The organism is Enterobacter sp. EC_64 (genome assembly GCF_019584165.1).
In the GTDB taxonomy this organism is placed as follows: domain Bacteria; phylum Pseudomonadota; class Gammaproteobacteria; order Enterobacterales; family Enterobacteriaceae; genus Enterobacter; species Enterobacter roggenkampii.
This window is the reverse complement of record NZ_VDAS01000024.1, coordinates 50896-70600: the sequence shown is the minus strand read 5'-3', so window position 1 is coordinate 70600 and position 19705 is coordinate 50896. Positions and strand designations below refer to the sequence as shown.

The following is a 19705-nucleotide window of genomic DNA, read 5'->3' as shown; positions in this document are numbered from 1 at the left end:
AAGGATGAAACTGTCACGCGTGAGTGCCGTTAACTGGAACAAAATCCAGGACGATAAAGACCTGGAGGTATGGAACCGTCTGACCAGCAACTTCTGGCTGCCGGAAAAGGTCCCGCTCTCCAACGATATTCCGGCCTGGCAAACCCTGAGCCACACCGAGCAGCAGCTAACGATCCGCGTCTTTACTGGCCTGACGCTGCTGGACACCATTCAGAATACCGTTGGCGCACCGGCTCTGATGGGTGACGCGCTGACGCCGCACGAAGAGGCGGTGATGTCGAACATTAGCTTTATGGAGGCGGTGCACGCCCGCTCCTACAGCTCGATTTTCTCCACGCTGTGCCAGACCAAAGACGTGGACGCGGCCTACGCCTGGAGCGAAGCGAGCGAGTCGTTACAAAGAAAGGCGGAGCTGGTACTGGCGTATTATCGGGCCGACGAGCCGCTGAAGAAGAAGATCGCCAGCGTGTTTCTGGAATCATTCCTCTTCTATTCTGGCTTCTGGCTGCCCATGTACTGGTCGAGCCGAGGCAAGCTCACCAACACCGCCGATTTGATTCGCCTCATCATTCGGGATGAAGCGGTGCACGGGTATTACATCGGCTATAAGTATCAGAAAGGGCTGGAAAAGGTCAGCGACGCGGAGCGCGAGGAGCTTAAAGGGTTTGCGCTGGATTTGCTGATGGATCTGTACGACAACGAGCTGAGCTATACCGAGGAACTCTACGCCGGCACCGGCTGGGAGGAAGACGTCAAGGTTTTCCTTTGCTACAACGCCAACAAGGCGCTGATGAACCTGGGTTACGAGGCGCTGTTCCCGCCGGAAATGGCGGAGGTTAACCCGGCGATTCTCTCCGCGCTGTCGCCCAACGCCGACGAAAATCACGATTTCTTCTCCGGATCGGGTTCGTCGTACGTGATGGGCAAAGCGGTGGAAACCGAGGATGAGGACTGGGATTTTTAATGAACGTTAACGTTCGTTAATTTAATATAAACCCAACAATTTCCTCTCCAATATTTACAAAACAACTACACTGTCATTTCCGTGCCCTATTCGCCTGAATCACCCGATTCAGGCGAAATTCCCCGATGCCGCAGCAAAAAATTGAGAAAAATTCAAATCCCGCTCAGCCCTTTACTCATGGGAAATTGAGCCGTTTCGCCTCCCTGAAAATTTACGTCATAAGCAAACCCAGGGTTGTCTCAGATTCTCAGTATGTTAGGGTTATGCCCGTTAACAATTTACCATGGTAATCATATCGACATAAACAAATAACAGGACACTCTCTATTGCATGGCAATTAAATTAGAAGTGAAAAATCTTTATAAAGTATTTGGCGAGCATCCTCAGCGCGCATTCAAATATATTGAGAAAGGCCTTTCGAAAGAGCAAATTCTGGAAAAAACCGGGCTATCGCTTGGCGTTAAAGACGCCAGTCTGGCCATTGAAGAAGGCGAGATTTTTGTCATCATGGGATTATCCGGTTCGGGTAAATCCACTATGGTTCGCCTTCTCAATCGCCTGATTGAACCCACCCGCGGACAGGTGCTGATTGACGGCGTGGATATCGCCAGAATATCAGACGCCGAGCTTCGCGAGGTGCGCAGAAAGAAGATTGCGATGGTATTCCAGTCATTCGCACTGATGCCACATATGACGGTGCTGGATAATACCGCTTTCGGCATGGAATTAGCCGGCACACCCGCGCAGGAACGTCAGGAAAAAGCCCTTGACGCCCTGCGTCAGGTTGGGCTGGAAAATTATGCGCATGCGTACCCGGATGAACTTTCCGGCGGCATGCGTCAGCGCGTGGGATTAGCCCGCGCATTAGCCATTAATCCAGACATTTTATTAATGGACGAAGCCTTCTCTGCCCTCGATCCGTTAATTCGCACCGAGATGCAGGATGAGCTGGTAAAATTACAGGCGAAACATCAGCGGACCATTGTCTTTATTTCCCACGATTTGGATGAAGCCATGCGTATTGGCGACCGTATTGCCATTATGCAAAATGGTGAAGTGGTGCAGGTCGGCACGCCGGATGAAATTCTCAATAATCCGGCAAATGATTATGTGCGCACCTTCTTCCGCGGCGTGGATATTAGCCAGGTCTTTAGCGCCAAAGATATTGCCCGTCGAACGCCAAACGGCATTATTCGTAAAACCCCTGGCTTCGGCCCGCGCTCCGCGCTGAAGCTCCTGCAGGACGAAGACCGTGAATACGGTTATCTGGTTGAACGCGGCAATAAATTTGTCGGCGTTGTCTCCATCGATTCTCTGAAAACCGCGCTCAGCGAAAACCAGGGGATCGATGCGGCGTTAATTGACGCTCCGCTTGCCGTGGACGCCGAAACGCCGCTCAGCGAGTTGCTCTCTCACGTGGGGCAGGCACCTTGCGCCGTACCGGTCGTGGGTGAGGAACAACAGTACGTCGGCATCATCTCCAAACGGATGCTGCTGCAGGCTTTAGATCGCGAGGGGGCAAATAATGGCTGATCAAACTAACCCGTGGGGCACCACTGAAGCGGCGGACAACGCTGCGCAATCCGCCGACGCGTGGGGTTCCACGCCAGCACCCGCCGACGGTGGCGGTGCGGCGGACTGGCTGAACAGCGCACCCGCGCCTGCGCCAGAGCACTTCAATATTATGGATCCGTTCCACAAGACGCTGATCCCGTTGGACAGCTGGGTCACGGAGGGGATCGACTGGGTGGTCACGCACTTCCGCCCGGTTTTCCAGGGGATCCGCATCCCGGTGGATTACATCCTGAACGGCTTCCAGCAGCTGATGCTGGGCATGCCGGCCCCGGTGGCGATTATCCTGTTCTCCCTGATCGCCTGGCAGTTTGGCAGCGCCGGGATGGGTGTCGCCACGCTGATTTCGCTGATTGCCATCGGCGCGATTGGGGCCTGGTCGCAGGCGATGATCACCCTGGCGCTGGTGCTGACCGCCCTGCTCTTCTGCATCGTCATCGGCCTGCCGATGGGGATCTGGCTGGCGCGCAGCCCGCGGGCCGCGAAGATTATCCGCCCGCTGCTGGATGCAATGCAGACCACCCCGGCGTTCGTCTATCTGGTGCCGATTGTGATGCTGTTCGGCATTGGCAACGTGCCGGGCGTGGTGGTCACCATTATCTTTGCCCTGCCGCCGATTATTCGTCTGACCATTCTCGGGATCAATCAGGTGCCTGCGGACCTGATCGAAGCGTCACGCTCGTTCGGCGCCAGCCCGCGCCAGATGCTGTTTAAGGTTCAGCTCCCGCTGGCGATGCCGACCATCATGGCGGGCGTGAACCAGACGCTGATGCTGGCCCTTTCGATGGTGGTGATTGCCTCGATGATCGCCGTTGGCGGTCTCGGTCAGATGGTGCTGCGCGGCATTGGCCGTCTCGACATGGGGCTGGCTACCGTTGGCGGCGTCGGGATTGTGATCCTCGCCATTATTCTTGACCGCCTGACCCAGGCCGTCGGTCGCGATTCACGCAGTCGCGGCAACCGTCGCTGGTATTCCACCGGCCCTGTTGGGTTACTCACCCGCCCCTTTAGAAAATAAGGAACAACGATGCGACATAACGTACTTTTTGCCACAGCGTTTGCCACCCTTGTCTCCACCAGCACGTTCGCGGCTGACCTGCCGGGCAAAGGCATTACCGTGCAGCCGGTGCAGAGCACTATTTCGGAAGAGAGCTTCCAGACCCTGCTGGTCAGCCGCGCGCTGGAAAAACTGGGCTATACGGTTAACACGCCGAGCGAAGTGGATTACAACGTGGGCTACACCTCGATTGCCTCCGGTGACGCCACCTTTACCGCCGTAAACTGGCAGCCGCTGCATGACGATATGTATGCCGCCGCCGGTGGCGATAAGAAATTCTACCGTGAAGGCACCTTTGTCACCGGCGCGGCGCAGGGGTACCTGATCGACAAGAAAACCGCCGACCAGTACCACATCACCAACATCGAACAGCTGAAGGATCCGAAGATCGCCAAACTGTTTGACACCAACGGTGACGGCAAGGCCGACATGATGGGCTGCTCGCCGGGCTGGGGCTGCGAAGCGGTGATTAACCACCAGAACAAGGCGTTCGATCTGGCGAAAACGGTCGACGTGAGCCACGGCAACTATTCAGCGATGATGGCCGACACCATTGCCCGCTTCAAAGAGGGTAAACCGGTGATCTACTACACCTGGACGCCGTACTGGGTGAGCGACGTGCTGAAGCCGGGTAAAGACGTGGTGTGGCTGCAGGTGCCGTTCTCCTCCCTGCCGGGCGAGCAGAAAGATATCGACACCAAACTGCCGAACGGCATGAACTACGGCTTCCCGGTGAACACCATGCATATCGTGGCGAACAAAGCCTGGGCGGAGAAAAACCCGGCGGCGGCGAAGCTGTTCTCGGTGATGAAGCTGCCGCTGGCGGACATCAACGCCCAGAACGCGATGATGCACGCGGGCAAATCGTCTGAGGCGGATGTTAAAGGCCACGTCGACGGCTGGATCAAGGCCCACCAGCAGCAGTTTGACGGCTGGGTGAAAGCGGCGCTGGCGGCGCAGAAATAAAACCTTTTCCCTCACCCTAACCCTCTCCCCGGATCGTACACTGGGAGAGGGCCGGGGTGAGGGGATCAGACCGCACCCGACCTAAACCGCACAATCCAGCACGTAACAATCCCCCCACATTCACAATCATTGGCTATTATGGTTTCCGGAAAAATAATCACTTCACTAACGATTCCTGAAACTAATGACAAAAACCACTCAAGGGCTTAGCCCCGCACTCATCCTTTTAATGTCCGTGGCAACGGGTCTGGCCGTCGCCAGCAACTATTACGCGCAGCCTCTTCTCGACACCATCGCCCGCGCGTTTGACCTTTCCGCCAGTTCCGCAGGCTTTATCGTTACCGCCGCCCAGCTCGGCTATGCCGCCGGGCTGCTGTTCCTGGTGCCGCTCGGCGATATGTTCGAACGCCGGATGCTGATCGTCTCCATGACGCTTCTGGCCGCCGGCGGGATGCTGATCACCGCCAGCAGCCAGTCGCTGACGATGATGATTATCGGTACCGCGCTGACGGGGCTGTTCTCCGTGGTGGCGCAAATCCTGGTGCCGCTCGCCGCGACCCTCGCCTCACCGGAAAAACGTGGCAAGGTGGTGGGCACCATCATGAGCGGCCTGCTGCTGGGGATTTTGCTGGCACGTACCGTCGCCGGGCTGCTGGCAAGCCTCGGCGGCTGGCGCACCGTATACTGGGTGGCGAGCGTATTGATGGTCGTCATGGCGCTGGCGCTGTGGCGCGGGCTGCCAAAAGTGAAGCAGGAAAATCACCTGAATTACCCGCAGCTGCTGGCCTCCGTTTTCAGCCTGTTCACCCAGGATAAACTTCTGCGCACCCGCGCCCTGCTGGGCTGCTTCACCTTCGCCAACTTCAGCATTCTTTGGACGTCGATGGCGTTTCTGCTGGCCGCGCCGCCGTTTAATTATTCCGAAGGGGTGATTGGCCTGTTCGGCCTGGCCGGTGCCGCAGGCGCACTGGGCGCGCGCCCCGCAGGCGGGCTGGCCGACAAGGGCAAATCCCATCTGACCACCTCCGCGGGGCTGGTGTTACTTCTGCTCTCCTGGGCGGCAATCTGGTATGGGCACGTCTCGGTGCTGGCGCTGATCGTCGGTATCCTGGTACTCGATCTCACCGTGCAGGGCGTTCACATTACCAATCAGACCGTCATCTATCGCGTGAAGCCAGAGGCGCGTAACCGCCTGACGGCCGGGTACATGACCAGCTACTTTATTGGCGGCGCGGCGGGCTCGCTCATTTCCGCCTCGGCGTGGCAGCATGCTGGCTGGTCAGGGGTATGTGCAATTGGCGCCATCGTCGCCACGATTAACCTGCTTGTATGGTGGCGCGGCTACCATCGCCAGGAGGCAATTCACTAAGTTTTACATTGCTTTGGGCCTCTTAGGGTGTAAAGGGGCCCCTCACTCTGTTAATGTAAACGTAATCATTTATCCCAGAAATTTTAATGTGGGTGACATATTTACAATCGGCATGAATAGTTCAGACCCCCGTCCTCACATCCTCTCTTCAGCGGGTTCATCCCCTACGCTTTCTGTGCTCACCGGGTCACGGACTTACCCGGCGCTTTCTGATGGTGACATTAATTTGGCGGATATAACCGCACAAATAATTCATTTACATTATTTGTCACTATCGTTACTATATCGGCTGTAATTAATGAGGTTATGCCCAAATGGATAGTTCGTTTACGCCCATTGAACAAATGCTTAAATTCCGCGCCAGTCGCCATGAGGACTTCCCGTATCAGGAAATCCTGCTGACTCGCCTGTGCATGCACATGCAGGGTAAGCTACTGGAAAACCGCAATAAAATGCTGAAAGCTCAAGGGATTAACGAGACATTGTTTATGGCGTTGATCACGCTGGAGTCTCAGGAAAACCACAGCATTCAGCCTTCTGAGCTGAGCTGCGCGCTGGGCTCCTCCCGCACCAACGCCACCCGAATTGCCGATGAGCTGGAAAAGCGCGGCTGGATTGAGCGCCGTGAAAGCGATAACGATCGCCGCTGCCTGCATCTGCAACTGACCGATAAAGGTCACGAATTCCTGCGCGAGGTGCTGCCACCTCAGCACAATTGCCTGCACAAACTCTGGTCCGCTCTCAGCACCGCCGAGCGCGACCAGCTTGAGCACATCACTCGCAAGCTGCTCACCCGTCTGGACCAGATGGATGAAGAAGGCGCCGTTCTTGAGGCGCTGCGCTAACGCGACGACACGCTCAACAATCCAGATTTATAAGAAAACCGACAGGCCAGCACGTCACACTGCTGGCCTTTCTGACAACAGGTCGGCTCAGCCGATGTGAAAATAAGAAGATCGTGGAGAACAACAATGAGCGCAAATGCGGAGAGCACTACCCCGCAGCAACCGGCCAACAAGAAAGGCAAACGTAAGAGCGCCCTTCTTCTGTTGACCTTGCTCTTTATCATTATTGCCGTGGCATATGGGATCTATTGGTTTTTAGTACTGCGTCATGCTGAAGAGACTGACGACGCGTACGTGGCAGGGAACCAGGTACAAATTATGGCGCAGGTGTCGGGCAGCGTGACGAAAGTCTGGGCTGACAATACCGACTTTGTACAAAAAGGCGATGTGCTGGTGACGCTCGATCCAACCGACGCCCAGCAGGCGTTTGAAAAAGCGCAGACCGCGCTGGCCTCCAGCGTTCGTCAGACCCGCCAGCTGATGATCAACAGCAAGCAGCTGCAGGCCAACATCGACGTGCAGAAAACCGCACTCGCGCAGGCGCAGAGCGATCTGAACCGCCGCGTGCCGCTCGGCACCGCCAACCTGATTGGCCGTGAAGAGCTGCAGCACGCCCGCGACGCCGTCGCCAGCGCTCAGGCACAGCTGGACGTAGCCATTCAGCAGTACAACGCCAACCAGGCGATGGTGCTGGGCACCAGCCTGGAAAACCAGCCTGCCGTTCAGCAGGCGGCGACCGAAGTGCGCAACGCGTGGCTTGCCCTGCAGCGTACTAAAATCGTCAGCCCAATGACCGGCTATGTCTCCCGTCGTTCCGTCCAGCCAGGGGCGCAGATCAGCCCAACCACGCCGCTGATGGCGGTTGTGCCGGCGGACAACCTGTGGGTCGACGCCAACTTTAAAGAGACGCAGCTTGCGCATATGCGTATCGGCCAGACCGCAACGGTTGTCAGCGACATCTACGGCGATGACGTGAAGTACACCGGCAAAGTGGTGGGTCTGGATATGGGAACCGGCAGCGCCTTCTCCCTGCTGCCTGCGCAAAACGCCACCGGTAACTGGATCAAAGTCGTACAGCGTCTGCCCGTGCGTATCGAACTGGATGCCAAACAGCTGGCGGATCACCCGCTGCGTATCGGCCTCTCCACGCTGGTGACGGTTGACACCGCCAACCGCGACGGTCAGATCCTGGCAAGCCAGGTGCGTAGCAGCCCGGTTTATGAAAGTAACGCCCGTGAAATTAGCCTCGATCCGGTCAACAAGCTGATCGATGACATCGTGAAGGCAAACGCCGGTTAATCCGAAGGTGAGCGTTATGCAACAGCAAAAGCCGCAAAAACCGCTGGAAGGCGCGCAGCTGGTCATTATGACCATCGCGCTGTCGCTGGCGACATTCATGCAGGTGCTGGACTCCACCATCGCAAACGTGGCGATCCCGACCATCGCCGGTAACCTTGGCTCGTCGCTGAGCCAGGGGACCTGGGTCATTACCTCGTTTGGGGTGGCAAACGCCATCTCCATTCCGATCACCGGCTGGCTGGCAAAGCGCGTCGGTGAGGTGAAGCTGTTCCTCTGGTCCACGGTGGCGTTTGTTCTGGCCTCGTGGGCGTGCGGCATGTCCAGCAGCCTGACGATGCTGATTTTCTTCCGCGTCATTCAGGGGATTGTCGCGGGGCCGCTGATCCCGCTTTCCCAGAGTTTGCTGCTGAGCAACTACCCTCCCGCAAAACGTTCCGTCGCGCTGGCGCTCTGGTCGATGACCGTTATCGTCGCGCCTATCTGCGGACCGATTCTGGGCGGGTACATCAGCGATAACTACCACTGGGGCTGGATCTTCTTCATCAACGTACCGATTGGCGCCGTCGTGGTATTGATGACGCTGCAGTCGCTGCGGGGACGAGAGACGCGCACCGAACAGCGCCGTATCGACAGCATCGGGCTGGCGCTGCTGATCCTGGGTATCGGCAGTCTGCAGATCATGCTCGACCGCGGTAAAGAGCTCGACTGGTTCAACTCGCAGGAGATCATCATCCTGACCATTGTCGCGGTGGTGTCGATAAGCTTCCTGATTGTCTGGGAGCTGACGGACGACAACCCGATCGTCGATCTCTCGCTCTTTAAGTCGCGAAACTTCACCATCGGCTGCCTGTGTATCAGCCTCGCCTATATGCTCTACTTCGGCGCGATTGTTCTGCTGCCGCAGCTGTTGCAGGAGGTGTATGGCTATACCGCCACCTGGGCGGGTCTGGCGTCGGCACCTGTCGGGGTGATCCCGGTCCTGCTGTCGCCGATTATTGGCCGCTTCGCCCATAAGCTCGACATGCGTCGGCTGGTGACGTTCAGCTTCATCATGTACGCGGTGTGCTTCTACTGGCGTGCGTATACCTTTGAGCCGGGAATGGACTTTGGCGCCTCGGCGTGGCCGCAGTTCATTCAGGGCTTTGCGGTGGCGTGCTTCTTTATGCCGCTGACCACCATCACGCTCTCTGGCCTGCCGCCCGAGCGTCTGGCGGCCGCGTCGAGCCTGTCGAACTTCACCCGTACGCTGGCGGGCTCTATCGGGACGTCGATCACCACCACCCTGTGGACGAACCGCGAATCAATGCACCACGCGCAGCTGACCGAAGCGGTGAACCCGTTCAACCCTAACGCACAGCAGATGTACAGCCAGCTGCAGGGAATGGGGATGACGGAGCAGCAGGCGTCCGGCTGGATTGCCCAGCAGATCACCAACCAGGGGCTGATTATCTCGGCCAACGAAATTTTCTGGATATCGGCAGGGATCTTTATCGTCCTGCTGGGGCTGGTGTGGTTTGCCAGACCGCCGTTTGGTGCCGGTGGTGGCGGTGGCGGCGCGCACTAGTTTGTGCGCGGGTTGCCGGGTGGCGGCTACGCCTTACCCGACCTACGATAACTGACACTTCCGTAGGCCCGGTAAGCGCAGCGCCACCGGGCAACCATTGCCACCGTGTCCAGAACGCGACAGCCATTGTCAGTGCCGATAAAGCAGCGCGCCTGAAATCGATTCACGATAGTGAAAAGACAACAGGAGCGCATCATGCTGAACACACCCGCCGACAAGTACCAACCCTTTCCCACCCTTTCCCTGCCCGACCGTCGCTGGCCGGAACAACGCATCACCCGCGCGCCGCGCTGGCTCTCGACCGACCTGCGCGACGGCAACCAGGCTCTGGCCGAACCGATGGACAGCACGCGCAAGCTGCAGTTCTGGGATTTGCTGTTAAGCTGCGGGTTTAAAGAGATTGAAGTTGCCTTTCCTTCCGCCTCGCAGACGGATTTCAACTTTGTTCGCCAGCTGATTGAAGAGAACCGCATCCCGGATGACGTGACGATTCAGGTGCTCACTCAGGCACGGGAAGATCTCATCCATCGCACTTTTGAATCCCTGCGCGGCGCGAAGCAGGCGACCGTGCATCTGTATAACGCCACCGCTCCGCTGTTCCGCCGCCTGGTATTCGGCATGGAGAAAGCGCAGATCGTTGAGCTGGCGACGCGTGCCACGCGGCTTATTCGTCAGCTGTGTGAAGAAAATCCCGACACCCGCTGGCAGTACGAATACTCTCCGGAAACCTTCTGCTTTACCGAGCCGGAATTTGCGCTGGAGATTTGTGAAGCCGTGGCGGAGATCTGGCAGCCTTGCGACGAACGCCCGATGGTGATCAACTTACCCGCCACCGTCGAAGTGAGCACGCCGAACGTCTATGCCGACCAGATCGAGTACTTCTGTCGCCACTTCAGCCGCCGACGTGATGTCTGCATCAGCGTGCATCCGCATAACGACCGCGGTACCGGCGTCGCCTGCGCGGAGCTGGCCGTAATGGCGGGGGCTGACCGCGTGGAGGGCTGTCTGTTCGGTAACGGCGAGCGCACGGGCAACGTCTGCCTGGTGACGCTGGCGATGAACCTCTACAGTCAGGGTATCAGCCCGACTCTGGACTTTAGCGATATGAACCGGGTGGTGGAAGTGGTGGAAACCTGCAATCAGCTGCCGGTGCACCCGCGCCATCCGTGGGCAGGACGGCTGGCCTATACCGCCTTCTCCGGCTCGCACCAGGACGCAATCAAAAAAGGCTTTGATGCCCGCAGGCCTGGCGATCGCTGGGAGATGCCTTACCTGCCCGTCGATCCCCAGGATATCGGCTGCACCTACGAAGCGGTGATCCGCGTGAACAGCCAGTCAGGGAAAAGCGGCAGCGCGTGGCTGATCGAACAGAATCATGGTCTGAAACTGCCCCGCGCCCTGCAGCAGGATTTCAGCCAGCACGTGCAGCAGGAAACCGACCGTCACGGAAAAGAGATGACGCAAAATGCGCTGTGGCAGCTGTTTCGCACCCGCTACGGGCTGGTGGCCACGCCGCAGTATGCGCTGCAATCCTACCGCAGCGACAGCCAGCAGGACGGCCAGCTGCGTTTGACGGCCAGCGTCGCCACACAGGGGGGTACGCGCCAGCTGGAAGGTCACGGCAACGGTCTGCTCTCCGCCGCCGCTCACGGCCTGAGCCGCTGGGTCAACGCCCCGTTCGTGATCAAGGATTATCACGAGCATACGTTAGGCGAACGCAGCGACAGCCGCTCGGTGGCCTACATCCGCTGCCTGTTCCAGGACGGCAGCAGCCGCTGGGGCGTGGGCATTGATAGCGACGTGGCGCGCGCGTCGCTTCAGGCGCTCTTTAACGCCGTCAGTCGTTCTTAAAGTAATCGCTGGGGGAGACGCCCATCACCCGACGGAACATTGCCGTAAAGGCGCTGTGGCTCCCGTATCCCAGATCCAGCGCCACGCGTAATATCGGCTGGCCCTGCGCCAGCCGCACTAAGGCTTCCAGCAGACGCGCCCTTCTCAACCACTCGCTGTAGCTTAAACCCGTCTGCTGCTGAAAATGGCGGTTCAGGGTGCGCTCGCTCATGTTCATCAGGCTCGCAGCCTGCGCGCTGCTCCAGCTTTCCCCCGGGTTTTGCCGGATTTGCAGGCACAGGCGACGTAACGCCTCGCTTTCCGGCTCCGGCAGGTGAAACGGCAGCACCGGCATAGTGCGGATTTCATCGAGAATCAGTTCATAGACGCGCTCATCCCGGCTTCCGGGTGAGTACGATTCAGGCAACGCAAGGGAGACGAGGATCAGCTCGCGCAGCAGCGGCGCGATCTGGACGATCTGGCAGGTGGCGGGAAGATCGGCCCGCGCCAGCGGATCGATAAACAGCGTTCGCGCCGCCACGTTGCCGGTAATGCGAAGGGAATGCCGCGTGCCCGCGGGCAGCCAGACGCCGCGACCGGGAGGCACAACCCAACAGCCCGATGCGGTATCCACCCTTACCACGCCGCTCAGGGTGTGCAGCAGCTGCGCGCAGTCGTGCTTGTGCCAGGGTTCGCTGTCACCATGAACGTAATCATGGGCAAACGGAACGAGGGGTCGGTGGGTAAATGAGAAGGTTAAGGTTGTGGTCAAAGGAGGCACCAGCACAATGTAGGCCCGGCAAGCGAAGCGCCACCGGGCATCCACAGGCACAATACTAGATGTGCAGTTCCTGCAGTTTTTCTTTCGGCAGGGCCAGCTCTTCGTTGCTGTTCACGCGAACGTCGCGTTCGATGATGTGGCGCGCGATCTCCTGCGCTTCTTCCAGAGAGTGCATCTGGTAGGTGCCGCACTGGTAAACGTTCAGCTCAGGGATCTGGTTCTGCTCTTTCACCTTCAGCACGTCCTGCATGGCCGCTTTCCAGGCATCTGCCACACGTTTCTCTTCAGGCTGACCAATCAGGCTCATGTAGAAACCGGTACGGCAGCCCATCGGAGAGATATCGATGATCTCAACGCCGTTGCCGTTCAGGTGGTCACGCATGAAACCAGCGAACAGGTGTTCCAGCGTATGAATGCCTTTCTCCGGCATCACTTCTTTGTTTGGCACGCAGAAACGCAGATCGAAGACGGTGATCGTGTCGCCGTGCGGGGTGTGCATGGTCTTCGCCACGCGGACTGCAGGTGCTTCCATACGGGTATGGTCGACAGTAAAGCTATCTAATAACGGCATACGTCACCTCCGATAGTGATTTTTTTTAAAATAAACTGAACTCTTCTACAGAATGCGCGTCTGAGTATATGAAAGACGCGCATTTGTTATCATCATCCCTGAATTCAGAGATGTATATTTTGGCCACAGCGATGTGGCCTTTTTCTTTTCTGCTTAAGCCTGCTTCGCCAGAAACGCCTCAAACGACTCGGTATCCGCCGCTTCAACCTCTTTCTGACGCACAACGGACGCTTCGCGTTCCGCGACAAAATCTGATTCGCTCAGGATTTCTAACGGCTCCTGGATCAGCATTTCACGGTACTCCGCCGAGAGTGAGCGCCCCGTACCACCAATGCCCTGATCAATCATAGAATGCAGAATGCGCGCTGAGAACGTCAGTTCCGGGTTATCAAAGCACGCCACCAGCTGGTCGCAAATCTGTTGATACGCGTCGCCGCCGTCGATGCTGTCCATCGTCCGGGCAACACGCTTCAGGTCACGGAACAGATCTTTGCCGACTTTCGTCAGCGGGAACTGTGCCGTTTCGCAGCCAATACCCAGCGTCAGGCCCGGTTTACGCCCTTCCAGAATCACGCGGTTCCAGTTTGTACGGGTGCAGAGCAGTTCGTCTGAACTCATTTCCGGCGCATCCGCCAGCACGCACCAGACCATAAACAGATCCAGGAAGCGAATCTGCTGTTCATCAACGCCAATCGGTGAGAACGGGTTGATATCCAGCGAGCGCACTTCAATGTATTCGATCCCGCCGCGCTGCAGCGCATCCGACGGGGTTTCGCCGCTGCGCGTCACGCGCTTAGGACGAATTGGCGCATACAGCTCGTTTTCAATCTGCAGGACATTGCTGTTGATCTGCAGGCGCTTACCGTCTTTTTCGAGGCCGATTTTTTCGTACTCTTCCGACGGGGTTTTGATCGCCCGCTTCAATCCTGCCACATATTCGTGCAATTCGTTAAACGTAATACCGAGATTGCTTTGCGATTTATTGGTATAGCCGAGATCGCTCAGACGCAGAGAGGTGGCGTACGGAAGATAGTACATTCCGCAGTCGGTCTTCTCGAACGGCAGCGTCGCCGGTTTTCCCTGCAGGAAGGATGAGCAAATAGCCGGCGACGCGCCGAACAGATACGGGATCACCCAGCCGAAACGGTAGTAGTTGCGGATCAGGCGGAAGTAGCCTGCTGAGATGGCGTCTTTATCCGTTTCACCGCATTTCGCCTGCCAGAACGCCATTGGCAGCGAGAAGTTGTAGTGCACGCCAGAGATGGTCTGCATCAACGCGCCGTAGCGGTTCTTCAGCCCCTCACGGTAGAGCGTTTTCAGCCTGCCGATATTTGACGTGCCGTACTGTGCCAGCTCAATCTCCTGCCCCTGCTCGATATAGCACGGCATGCTGAGGGGCCACATACGCTCATCGCCGAGATTGCGCGCGGTGTAGCGATGGATATCGCGCATAATCGTCAGCATATGATCAATATCACCCTCTACTGGGGTGATGAACTCCAGCAGCGCTTCAGCGAAATCGGTTGTGATCCATTTATGTGTCAGCGCCGAGCCTAACGCCTTCGGGTGACCTGTCGTCGCTAAACTGCCGTCCGCGTTAACGCGCAGCGTTTCACGCTCAAGACCACGCTGAATACCCTTCAATGCCTGAGGGTGGTTTTCCAGCCAGGCCAGCGCCTGAGATACGTCCGGGATCAAATTGACCTCCCGCCTGTCAAAGTAATGTTACTCAGCATAATTGTAATGGTTGACGATTGAAGGTCGCGTACTCATTCCACCAATTAGTGCCACCACGTCATACCCTGTAGTGTTGCCCACGCCACGAGAACATAGCGCAACGCCTTGCCAAGGCACAAAAAAAAGAGCACCGGTCCCCAGGAGATGCGCATCCATCCCGCCAGCAGACACAGTAAATCGCCTATTACAGGCATCCAGCTTAATAACAGCGTGGCAGCGCCATAGCGTTTTAGCCAGCCGACTGCCTTTTCCTGCCAGCGCGATTTTTCACGCAGCGGAAAGAAACGCCCAAGAATAACGTTAGTCAGCCCTCCAAGGCTATTACCCATTGTTGCTATTACTACAAGCAGCCAGGGCTGACTCACGCCGGACAACAGCATCGCCACCAGCACCACTTCCGAATTGCCTGGTAACAGCGTGGCGCTGAGAAAACTGCTGGCGAATAATGAGGCAAGTGACAGCGCGTCACTCACAGTAAGCGTACATCCACCGCATCCATTCCGGCATCACGCGCGGCCTGGATCCCGAAATCGGCATCTTCAAACACGACACACTTTGCCGCCGGGACGCCCATTAATTCTGCGCAAAGCAGGAAGGTGTCCGGTGCGGGCTTGTGACGTTTAACATGATCGGCGGCGACCACGGCAGAAAAATAGTGGCGCAGGCCAAGATGATTGAGCAAGGCTTCTGCAATCGCGCTTTCGCTGCCCGTCCCCACCGACATCGGGCGACGCCCGTGCCACTCTTTTACCACATCAATCAGTGGTAACGGACGTACCGTATCTAAAAGCATGGCTTTTACCGCATCGGTTTTTTCGCGCGCGAGCAGGTGCGGGTCGAGATCGGCCTGATTCAGTTCAATCACGGCCTGCGCAATACGCCAGGTGGGGGAGCCGTTGAGGGCGATCATCGCCTGAAGGTCGAAACGCATGCCGTAGCGGCCCAGGACGTCGGTCCAGGCTTGACGATGCGTGGGTTCGGTGTCCAGGAGGGTACCATCCATATCGAAGATCAAACCGTCATACTGTGCGTACATCGTGCTCTCGCTAACCGATTAACAAAGCATTACTTTATCGTAAATGGTGGTTTTTGTCGCTGATTGCGAAATGATAACAACGAGAGTGATTAAGAACTAAACATCGAAGGGAAAGGCAGAAGAGATGGTGCATCCGGGAGGATTCGAACCTCCGACCGCTCGGTTCGTAGCCGAGTACTCTATCCAGCTGAGCTACGGATGCATCGGGATTTACTACTGTACTGCTCGATATTCATATCACTTCTAAAGCAATATGAATTAATAGATGGTGCATCCGGGAGGATTCGAACCTCCGACCGCTCGGTTCGTAGCCGAGTACTCTATCCAGCTGAGCTACGGATGCATCAGGGTACTGCTTTCAGAAATAGTAAATGGTGCATCCGGGAGGATTCGAACCTCCGACCGCTCGGTTCGTAGCCGAGTACTCTATCCAGCTGAGCTACGGATGCATCGGGATTTACTACTGTACTGCTCGATATTCATATCACTTCTAAAGCAATATGAAGTAATAGATGGTGCATCCGGGAGGATTCGAACCTCCGACCGCTCGGTTCGTAGCCGAGTACTCTATCCAGCTGAGCTACGGATGCAAAATGGCGGTGAGGCGGGGATTCGAACCCCGGATGCAGCTTTTGACCGCATACTCCCTTAGCAGGGGAGCGCCTTCAGCCTCTCGGCCACCTCACCACACAACGCCTCTTTCGAGTGCTTCGAGCAACTCGTTAAGAGCTTCTCGTCGCTGCGTGGCGCATATATTACTTTCTGGGACTTATAAGTCAAACAATTTTCCAAAAGCTTTTATCGTTTGCACAAATCACACGCAATTCGCATGTAAAAGCCGCAAAGAGGGTGTTTTATAAGCGGATTTTGCAGGCATCTTCACAGAAAACTGATGCGGAAAGTACAGTGTTGGGACGAGATAAGGGTAACGGAGTGGTCAAAAAGAGAGCGATTGAAATTAAACGGTAACTTTGAGCAGGAAAAATAGCGGGAGGGTTGCGTCTCGCCCGACAGCGAGACGCGACAATATCAGTAACTGGACTGCTGGGATTTTTCAGCCTGGATACGCTGGTAGATCTCTTCACGGTGGACAGATACTTCTTTAGGAGCGTTAACACCAATACGTACCTGGTTACCCTTTACCCCTAAAACTGTCACGGTGACCTCATCCCCAATCATGAGGGTCTCACCAACTCGACGAGTCAGAATCAGCATTCTTTGCTCCTTGAAAGATTAAAAGAGTCGGGTCTCTTGTATCCCGGCATTATCCATCATATAACGCCAAAAAGTAAGCGATGACAAACACGTAAAGTGTAAGCAGTCACGGCATCACATTCTGTTAAACGTAAGTTTAGCCGATATACACAAACTCAACCTGACTTTATCGTTATCGATAGCACAGTGAACAAGACGCCATAACGTTACCGCTATGGCGCCTGCTTGTGCTTTGTAGTTATTACAGTTTCGCGCTTACCCAGCTTTCAACGCTGGCTAATGCCGCAGGAAGTGCCGCCGCATCCGTACCACCGGCTTGCGCCATGTCCGGACGACCGCCACCTTTGCCGCCCACCTGCTGAGCGACCATACCAATCAGTTCCCCTGCTTTTACGCGGTCAGTCACATCCTTAGAGACGCCCGCAATCAGAGAAACCTTACCTTCTGCCACTGTCGCCAGCACGATAACGGTAGAACCAAGCTGGTTCTTGAGATCGTCGACCATAGTACGCAGCATCTTAGGCTCAACGCCCGCCAGATCGCTGACCAGCAGTTTGACGCCCTTAATGTCTACAGCCTTGCTGGAGAGGTTTGCACTCTCCTGCGCCGCAGCCTGCTCTTTCAGCTGCTGCAGCTCTTTTTCCAGCTGACGCGTGCGTTCCAGCGCAACGCGCACTTTCTCGCCCAGGTTCTGGCTATCGCCTTTCAGCAGCTGCGCGATGTCGTGCAGCTGATCGCTCTGCGCATGCAGGCTGGCAATCGCGCCTTCACCGGTCACCGCTTCAATACGACGCACGCCTGCCGCCGTTCCCGACTCGGAAACGATGCGGAACAGGCCGATGTCACCGGTGCGCGAGGCGTGTGTACCGCCGCACAGTTCGGTAGAGAAGTCGCCCATGCTCAGCACGCGAACACGTTCGTCGTATTTCTCGCCAAACAGCGCCATCGCACCTTTTTTCTTCGCGTCTTCGAGATCCATGATGTGGGTCTCGATTGGCAGGTTACGACGGATCTGCGCGTTCACCAGATCTTCCACCGCGCGGATTTCAGACGGCTTCATCGCTTCAAAATGCGAGAAGTCGAAGCGCAGCACTTTATCGTTAACCAGAGAACCTTTCTGTGCAACGTGGGTACCGAGCACGTCGCGCAGGGCAGCGTGCATCAGGTGGGTTGCCGAGTGGTTCAGACGAATGCGCGCGCGGCGAGCTTCATCAACGTTAGCCTGGACGCCCTCGCCCACTTTCAGAGAACCGGAAACCAGTTTGCCCTGGTGGCCAATCGCCTGACCGTATTTCTGGGTGTCGGTCACGCTGAAGCTAAAGCCATTGCCTTTCAGCTCGCCTTTATCGCCAACCTGGCCGCCGGATTCGGCGTAGAACGGCGTTTTGTCCAGAATGACTACGGCTTCCTGACCTGCGCTGATGCTGTCCACGGCTTTACCGTCAACAAACAGAGCGGTCACTTTGCCGGTCAGTTCCAGCGCCTCATAGCCTTTGAATTCAGACGCGCTGTCAACGCGGATCATCGCGTTGTAGTCTGCACCGAAACCGCTGGACTCGCGCGCACGACGGCGCTGCTCTTCCATCGCGGCTTCGAAGCCCGCTTCGTCAACTTTGATGTTACGCTCGCGGCAAACGTCCGCCGTCAGGTCAACCGGGAAGCCGTAGGTGTCGTACAGGCGGAAAGCAGTTTCGCCATCCAGCGTGTCGCCCTTAAGCTTCGCCAGCTCTTCGTCCAGCAGCGCCAGACCGCGCTCCAGCGTACGGGCAAACTGCTCTTCTTCGGTTTTCAGAACCTGCTCAACCTGCGCCTGCTGGCGTTTCAGCTCGTCACCGGCTGACCCCATCACGCCAATCAGTGGCCCAACGAGTTTATAGAAGAAGGTGTCCTTCGCGCCCAGCATGTTGCCGTGACGAATAGCACGACGAATGATACGACGCAGCACGTAGCCACGGTTTTCATTCGACGGGATAACGCCGTCAGCAATCAGGAACGCGCAGGAACGAATGTGGTCTGCGATAACGCGCAGCGATTTATTATTCAGGTCGGTCGCGCCGGTCACTTCCGCAACGGCTTTGATCAGGGTGCTGAACAAGTCAATCTCATAGTTGGAGTTAACGTGCTGCAGTACCGCGGCAATACGCTCCAGACCCATACCGGTATCAACGGACGGCTTCGGCAGCGGCTCCATGGTACCGTCGGCCTGACGGTTGAACTGCATGAAGACGATGTTCCAGATCTCAATGTAGCGATCGCCGTCTTCTTCCGGGCTGCCTGGAGGGCCACCCCAGATGTGGTCGCCGTGATCGTAGAAGATCTCGGTGCACGGACCGCAAGGACCGGTGTCACCCATCTGCCAGAAGTTGTCAGACGCGTATGGCGCGCCTTTGTTATCACCGATGCGAATAATACGCTCGCGCGGGATACCGACCTCTTTTTCCCAGATTTCGTAGGCTTCGTCATCGGTTTCATAGACGGTAACCCACAGACGCTCTTTCGGCAGGTTGAACCAGTTTTCACCGGTCAGCAGTTCCCACGCGTATTGAATGGCATCGTGTTTGAAGTAGTCGCCGAAGCTGAAGTTACCCAGCATTTCGAAGAAGGTGTGGTGACGCGCGGTGTAACCGACGTTTTCCAGGTCGTTGTGTTTACCGCCCGCACGCACGCAACGCTGTGAGGTTGTGGCGCGGGAATAATTACGCTTGTCGAGACCAAGGAACACATCCTTGAACTGGTTCATCCCGGCGTTGGTAAACAGCAGAGTCGGATCGTTGTTCGGTACCAGGGAGCTGCTGGCAACAACCTGGTGTCCCTTACTATGGAAAAAATCGAGAAACGCCTGACGGATCTCAGCGGTGCTCTTGCTCATAATTATCCTGAAATCAAGCTAACGAAATGT

Annotated in this window: 16 protein-coding genes and 5 tRNA genes; 9 read left to right on the top strand and 12 right to left on the bottom strand. The window is 56.8% G+C overall.

What is annotated here, in order from left to right; genetic code table 11:
* Positions 1–4 precede the first annotated feature (4 nt).
* The 9 genes from nrdF (at position 5) to leuA (ending at position 11487) form a co-directional block, all read left to right on the top strand.
* Positions 5–964 carry a class 1b ribonucleoside-diphosphate reductase subunit beta gene (nrdF, locus tag FHC52_RS17865; protein WP_126289082.1) on the top strand — a complete coding sequence of 320 codons (960 nt, stop codon included), beginning with the start codon at positions 5–7 and terminating at the stop codon, positions 962–964.
* Positions 965–1294: 330 nt separating this feature from the next.
* Complete coding sequence (proV, locus tag FHC52_RS17860; RefSeq protein ID WP_008502574.1) at positions 1295–2497, top strand: glycine betaine/L-proline ABC transporter ATP-binding protein ProV; 1203 nt, start codon at positions 1295–1297, stop codon at positions 2495–2497.
* The gene (proW, locus tag FHC52_RS17855) at positions 2490–3554 is read left to right on the top strand and encodes a glycine betaine/L-proline ABC transporter permease ProW (protein WP_008502575.1); all 1065 of its coding nucleotides are present in this window, start codon (positions 2490–2492) and stop codon (positions 3552–3554) included. The genes proV and proW overlap by 8 nt, the downstream gene beginning before the upstream one ends.
* Before the next feature lie 9 nt (positions 3555–3563).
* Entirely contained in the window at positions 3564–4559 is a 996-nt protein-coding gene (gene proX / locus FHC52_RS17850; RefSeq protein ID WP_045336637.1) for a glycine betaine/L-proline ABC transporter substrate-binding protein ProX, read from the top strand.
* Between the two features lie 184 nt (positions 4560–4743).
* Positions 4744–5928, top strand: coding sequence for an MFS transporter (locus tag FHC52_RS17845; protein WP_049121334.1), 1185 nt, complete (start codon positions 4744–4746; stop codon positions 5926–5928).
* Positions 5929–6242: 314 nt separating this feature from the next.
* Positions 6243–6773 carry a transcriptional repressor MprA gene (mprA, locus tag FHC52_RS17840; protein ID WP_008502578.1) on the top strand — a complete coding sequence of 177 codons (531 nt, stop codon included), beginning with the start codon at positions 6243–6245 and terminating at the stop codon, positions 6771–6773.
* 126 nt (positions 6774–6899) lie between these two features.
* Complete coding sequence (gene emrA / locus FHC52_RS17835; RefSeq protein WP_021241959.1) at positions 6900–8072, top strand: multidrug efflux MFS transporter periplasmic adaptor subunit EmrA; 1173 nt, start codon at positions 6900–6902, stop codon at positions 8070–8072.
* 16 nt (positions 8073–8088) lie between these two features.
* Complete coding sequence (gene emrB / locus FHC52_RS17830; protein ID WP_008502580.1) at positions 8089–9636, top strand: multidrug efflux MFS transporter permease subunit EmrB; 1548 nt, start codon at positions 8089–8091, stop codon at positions 9634–9636.
* Positions 9637–9831: 195 nt separating this feature from the next.
* Positions 9832–11487: a 2-isopropylmalate synthase gene (gene leuA / locus FHC52_RS17825; protein ID WP_039265555.1), complete on the top strand. Its 1656-nt coding sequence runs from the start codon at positions 9832–9834 to the stop codon at positions 11485–11487.
* Here the strand turns inward: leuA and FHC52_RS17820 are convergent.
* The 12 genes from FHC52_RS17820 to alaS all read right to left on the bottom strand — a co-directional run bounded on the left by FHC52_RS17820 (position 11474) and on the right by alaS (position 19675).
* Positions 11474–12238: a helix-turn-helix domain-containing protein gene (locus tag FHC52_RS17820; RefSeq protein WP_126289086.1), complete on the bottom strand. Its 765-nt coding sequence runs from the start codon at positions 12236–12238 to the stop codon at positions 11474–11476. The two genes, leuA and FHC52_RS17820, sit on opposite strands and share 14 nt — an antisense overlap.
* Before the next feature lie 64 nt (positions 12239–12302).
* Positions 12303–12818, bottom strand: coding sequence for an S-ribosylhomocysteine lyase (gene luxS, locus FHC52_RS17815; protein WP_014833019.1), 516 nt, complete (start codon positions 12816–12818; stop codon positions 12303–12305).
* A gap of 153 nt (positions 12819–12971) precedes the next feature.
* On the bottom strand, positions 12972–14516 hold the full coding sequence (gshA, locus tag FHC52_RS17810; protein WP_220420170.1) for a glutamate--cysteine ligase: 1545 nt from the start codon (positions 14514–14516) through the stop codon (positions 12972–12974).
* 83 nt (positions 14517–14599) lie between these two features.
* Positions 14600–15028 (bottom strand): YqaA family protein, encoded by a 429-nt coding sequence (locus FHC52_RS17805; protein ID WP_021241956.1) that lies wholly within the window; start codon positions 15026–15028, stop codon positions 14600–14602.
* The gene (gene yqaB, locus FHC52_RS17800) at positions 15025–15591 is read right to left on the bottom strand and encodes a fructose-1-phosphate/6-phosphogluconate phosphatase (protein WP_008499542.1); all 567 of its coding nucleotides are present in this window, start codon (positions 15589–15591) and stop codon (positions 15025–15027) included. Before yqaB ends, FHC52_RS17805 begins: the two co-directional genes overlap by 4 nt.
* 125 nt (positions 15592–15716) lie before the next feature.
* A tRNA-Arg gene (locus FHC52_RS17795) sits at positions 15717–15793 on the bottom strand.
* A gap of 64 nt (positions 15794–15857) precedes the next feature.
* Positions 15858–15934 (bottom strand) — tRNA-Arg (locus tag FHC52_RS17790).
* Positions 15935–15963: 29 nt separating this feature from the next.
* Positions 15964–16040 (bottom strand) — tRNA-Arg (locus FHC52_RS17785).
* Positions 16041–16104: 64 nt separating this feature from the next.
* A tRNA-Arg gene (locus FHC52_RS17780) sits at positions 16105–16181 on the bottom strand.
* A 4-nt stretch (positions 16182–16185) separates the two neighbouring features.
* Positions 16186–16278, bottom strand: a tRNA-Ser gene (locus FHC52_RS17775).
* A 342-nt stretch (positions 16279–16620) separates the two neighbouring features.
* Positions 16621–16806, bottom strand: a complete 186-nt coding sequence (gene csrA / locus FHC52_RS17770) for a carbon storage regulator CsrA (RefSeq protein ID WP_000906486.1) — start codon at positions 16804–16806, stop codon at positions 16621–16623.
* 241 nt (positions 16807–17047) lie between these two features.
* Positions 17048–19675: an alanine--tRNA ligase gene (gene alaS / locus FHC52_RS17765; protein ID WP_025912372.1), complete on the bottom strand. Its 2628-nt coding sequence runs from the start codon at positions 19673–19675 to the stop codon at positions 17048–17050.
* Between the last annotated feature and the right edge of the window lie 30 nt (positions 19676–19705).

What these genes read in the sequence shown, in the direction of transcription:
- nrdF (WP_126289082.1), top strand. Translation starts at nt 5, where the DNA reads ATGAAACTGTCACGCGTGAGTGCCGTTAACTGGAACAAAATCCAGGAC.
- proV (WP_008502574.1), top strand. Translation starts at nt 1,295, where the DNA reads ATGGCAATTAAATTAGAAGTGAAAAATCTTTATAAAGTATTTGGCGAG.
- proW (WP_008502575.1), top strand. Translation starts at nt 2,490, where the DNA reads ATGGCTGATCAAACTAACCCGTGGGGCACCACTGAAGCGGCGGACAAC.
- proX (WP_045336637.1), top strand. Translation starts at nt 3,564, where the DNA reads ATGCGACATAACGTACTTTTTGCCACAGCGTTTGCCACCCTTGTCTCC.
- FHC52_RS17845 (WP_049121334.1), top strand. Translation starts at nt 4,744, where the DNA reads ATGACAAAAACCACTCAAGGGCTTAGCCCCGCACTCATCCTTTTAATG.
- mprA (WP_008502578.1), top strand. Translation starts at nt 6,243, where the DNA reads ATGGATAGTTCGTTTACGCCCATTGAACAAATGCTTAAATTCCGCGCC.
- emrA (WP_021241959.1), top strand. Translation starts at nt 6,900, where the DNA reads ATGAGCGCAAATGCGGAGAGCACTACCCCGCAGCAACCGGCCAACAAG.
- emrB (WP_008502580.1), top strand. Translation starts at nt 8,089, where the DNA reads ATGCAACAGCAAAAGCCGCAAAAACCGCTGGAAGGCGCGCAGCTGGTC.
- leuA (WP_039265555.1), top strand. Translation starts at nt 9,832, where the DNA reads ATGCTGAACACACCCGCCGACAAGTACCAACCCTTTCCCACCCTTTCC.
- luxS (WP_014833019.1), bottom strand. Translation starts at nt 12,818, where the DNA reads ATGCCGTTATTAGATAGCTTTACTGTCGACCATACCCGTATGGAAGCA.
- yqaB (WP_008499542.1), bottom strand. Translation starts at nt 15,591, where the DNA reads ATGTACGCACAGTATGACGGTTTGATCTTCGATATGGATGGTACCCTC.
- csrA (WP_000906486.1), bottom strand. Translation starts at nt 16,806, where the DNA reads ATGCTGATTCTGACTCGTCGAGTTGGTGAGACCCTCATGATTGGGGAT.
- alaS (WP_025912372.1), bottom strand. Translation starts at nt 19,675, where the DNA reads ATGAGCAAGAGCACCGCTGAGATCCGTCAGGCGTTTCTCGATTTTTTC.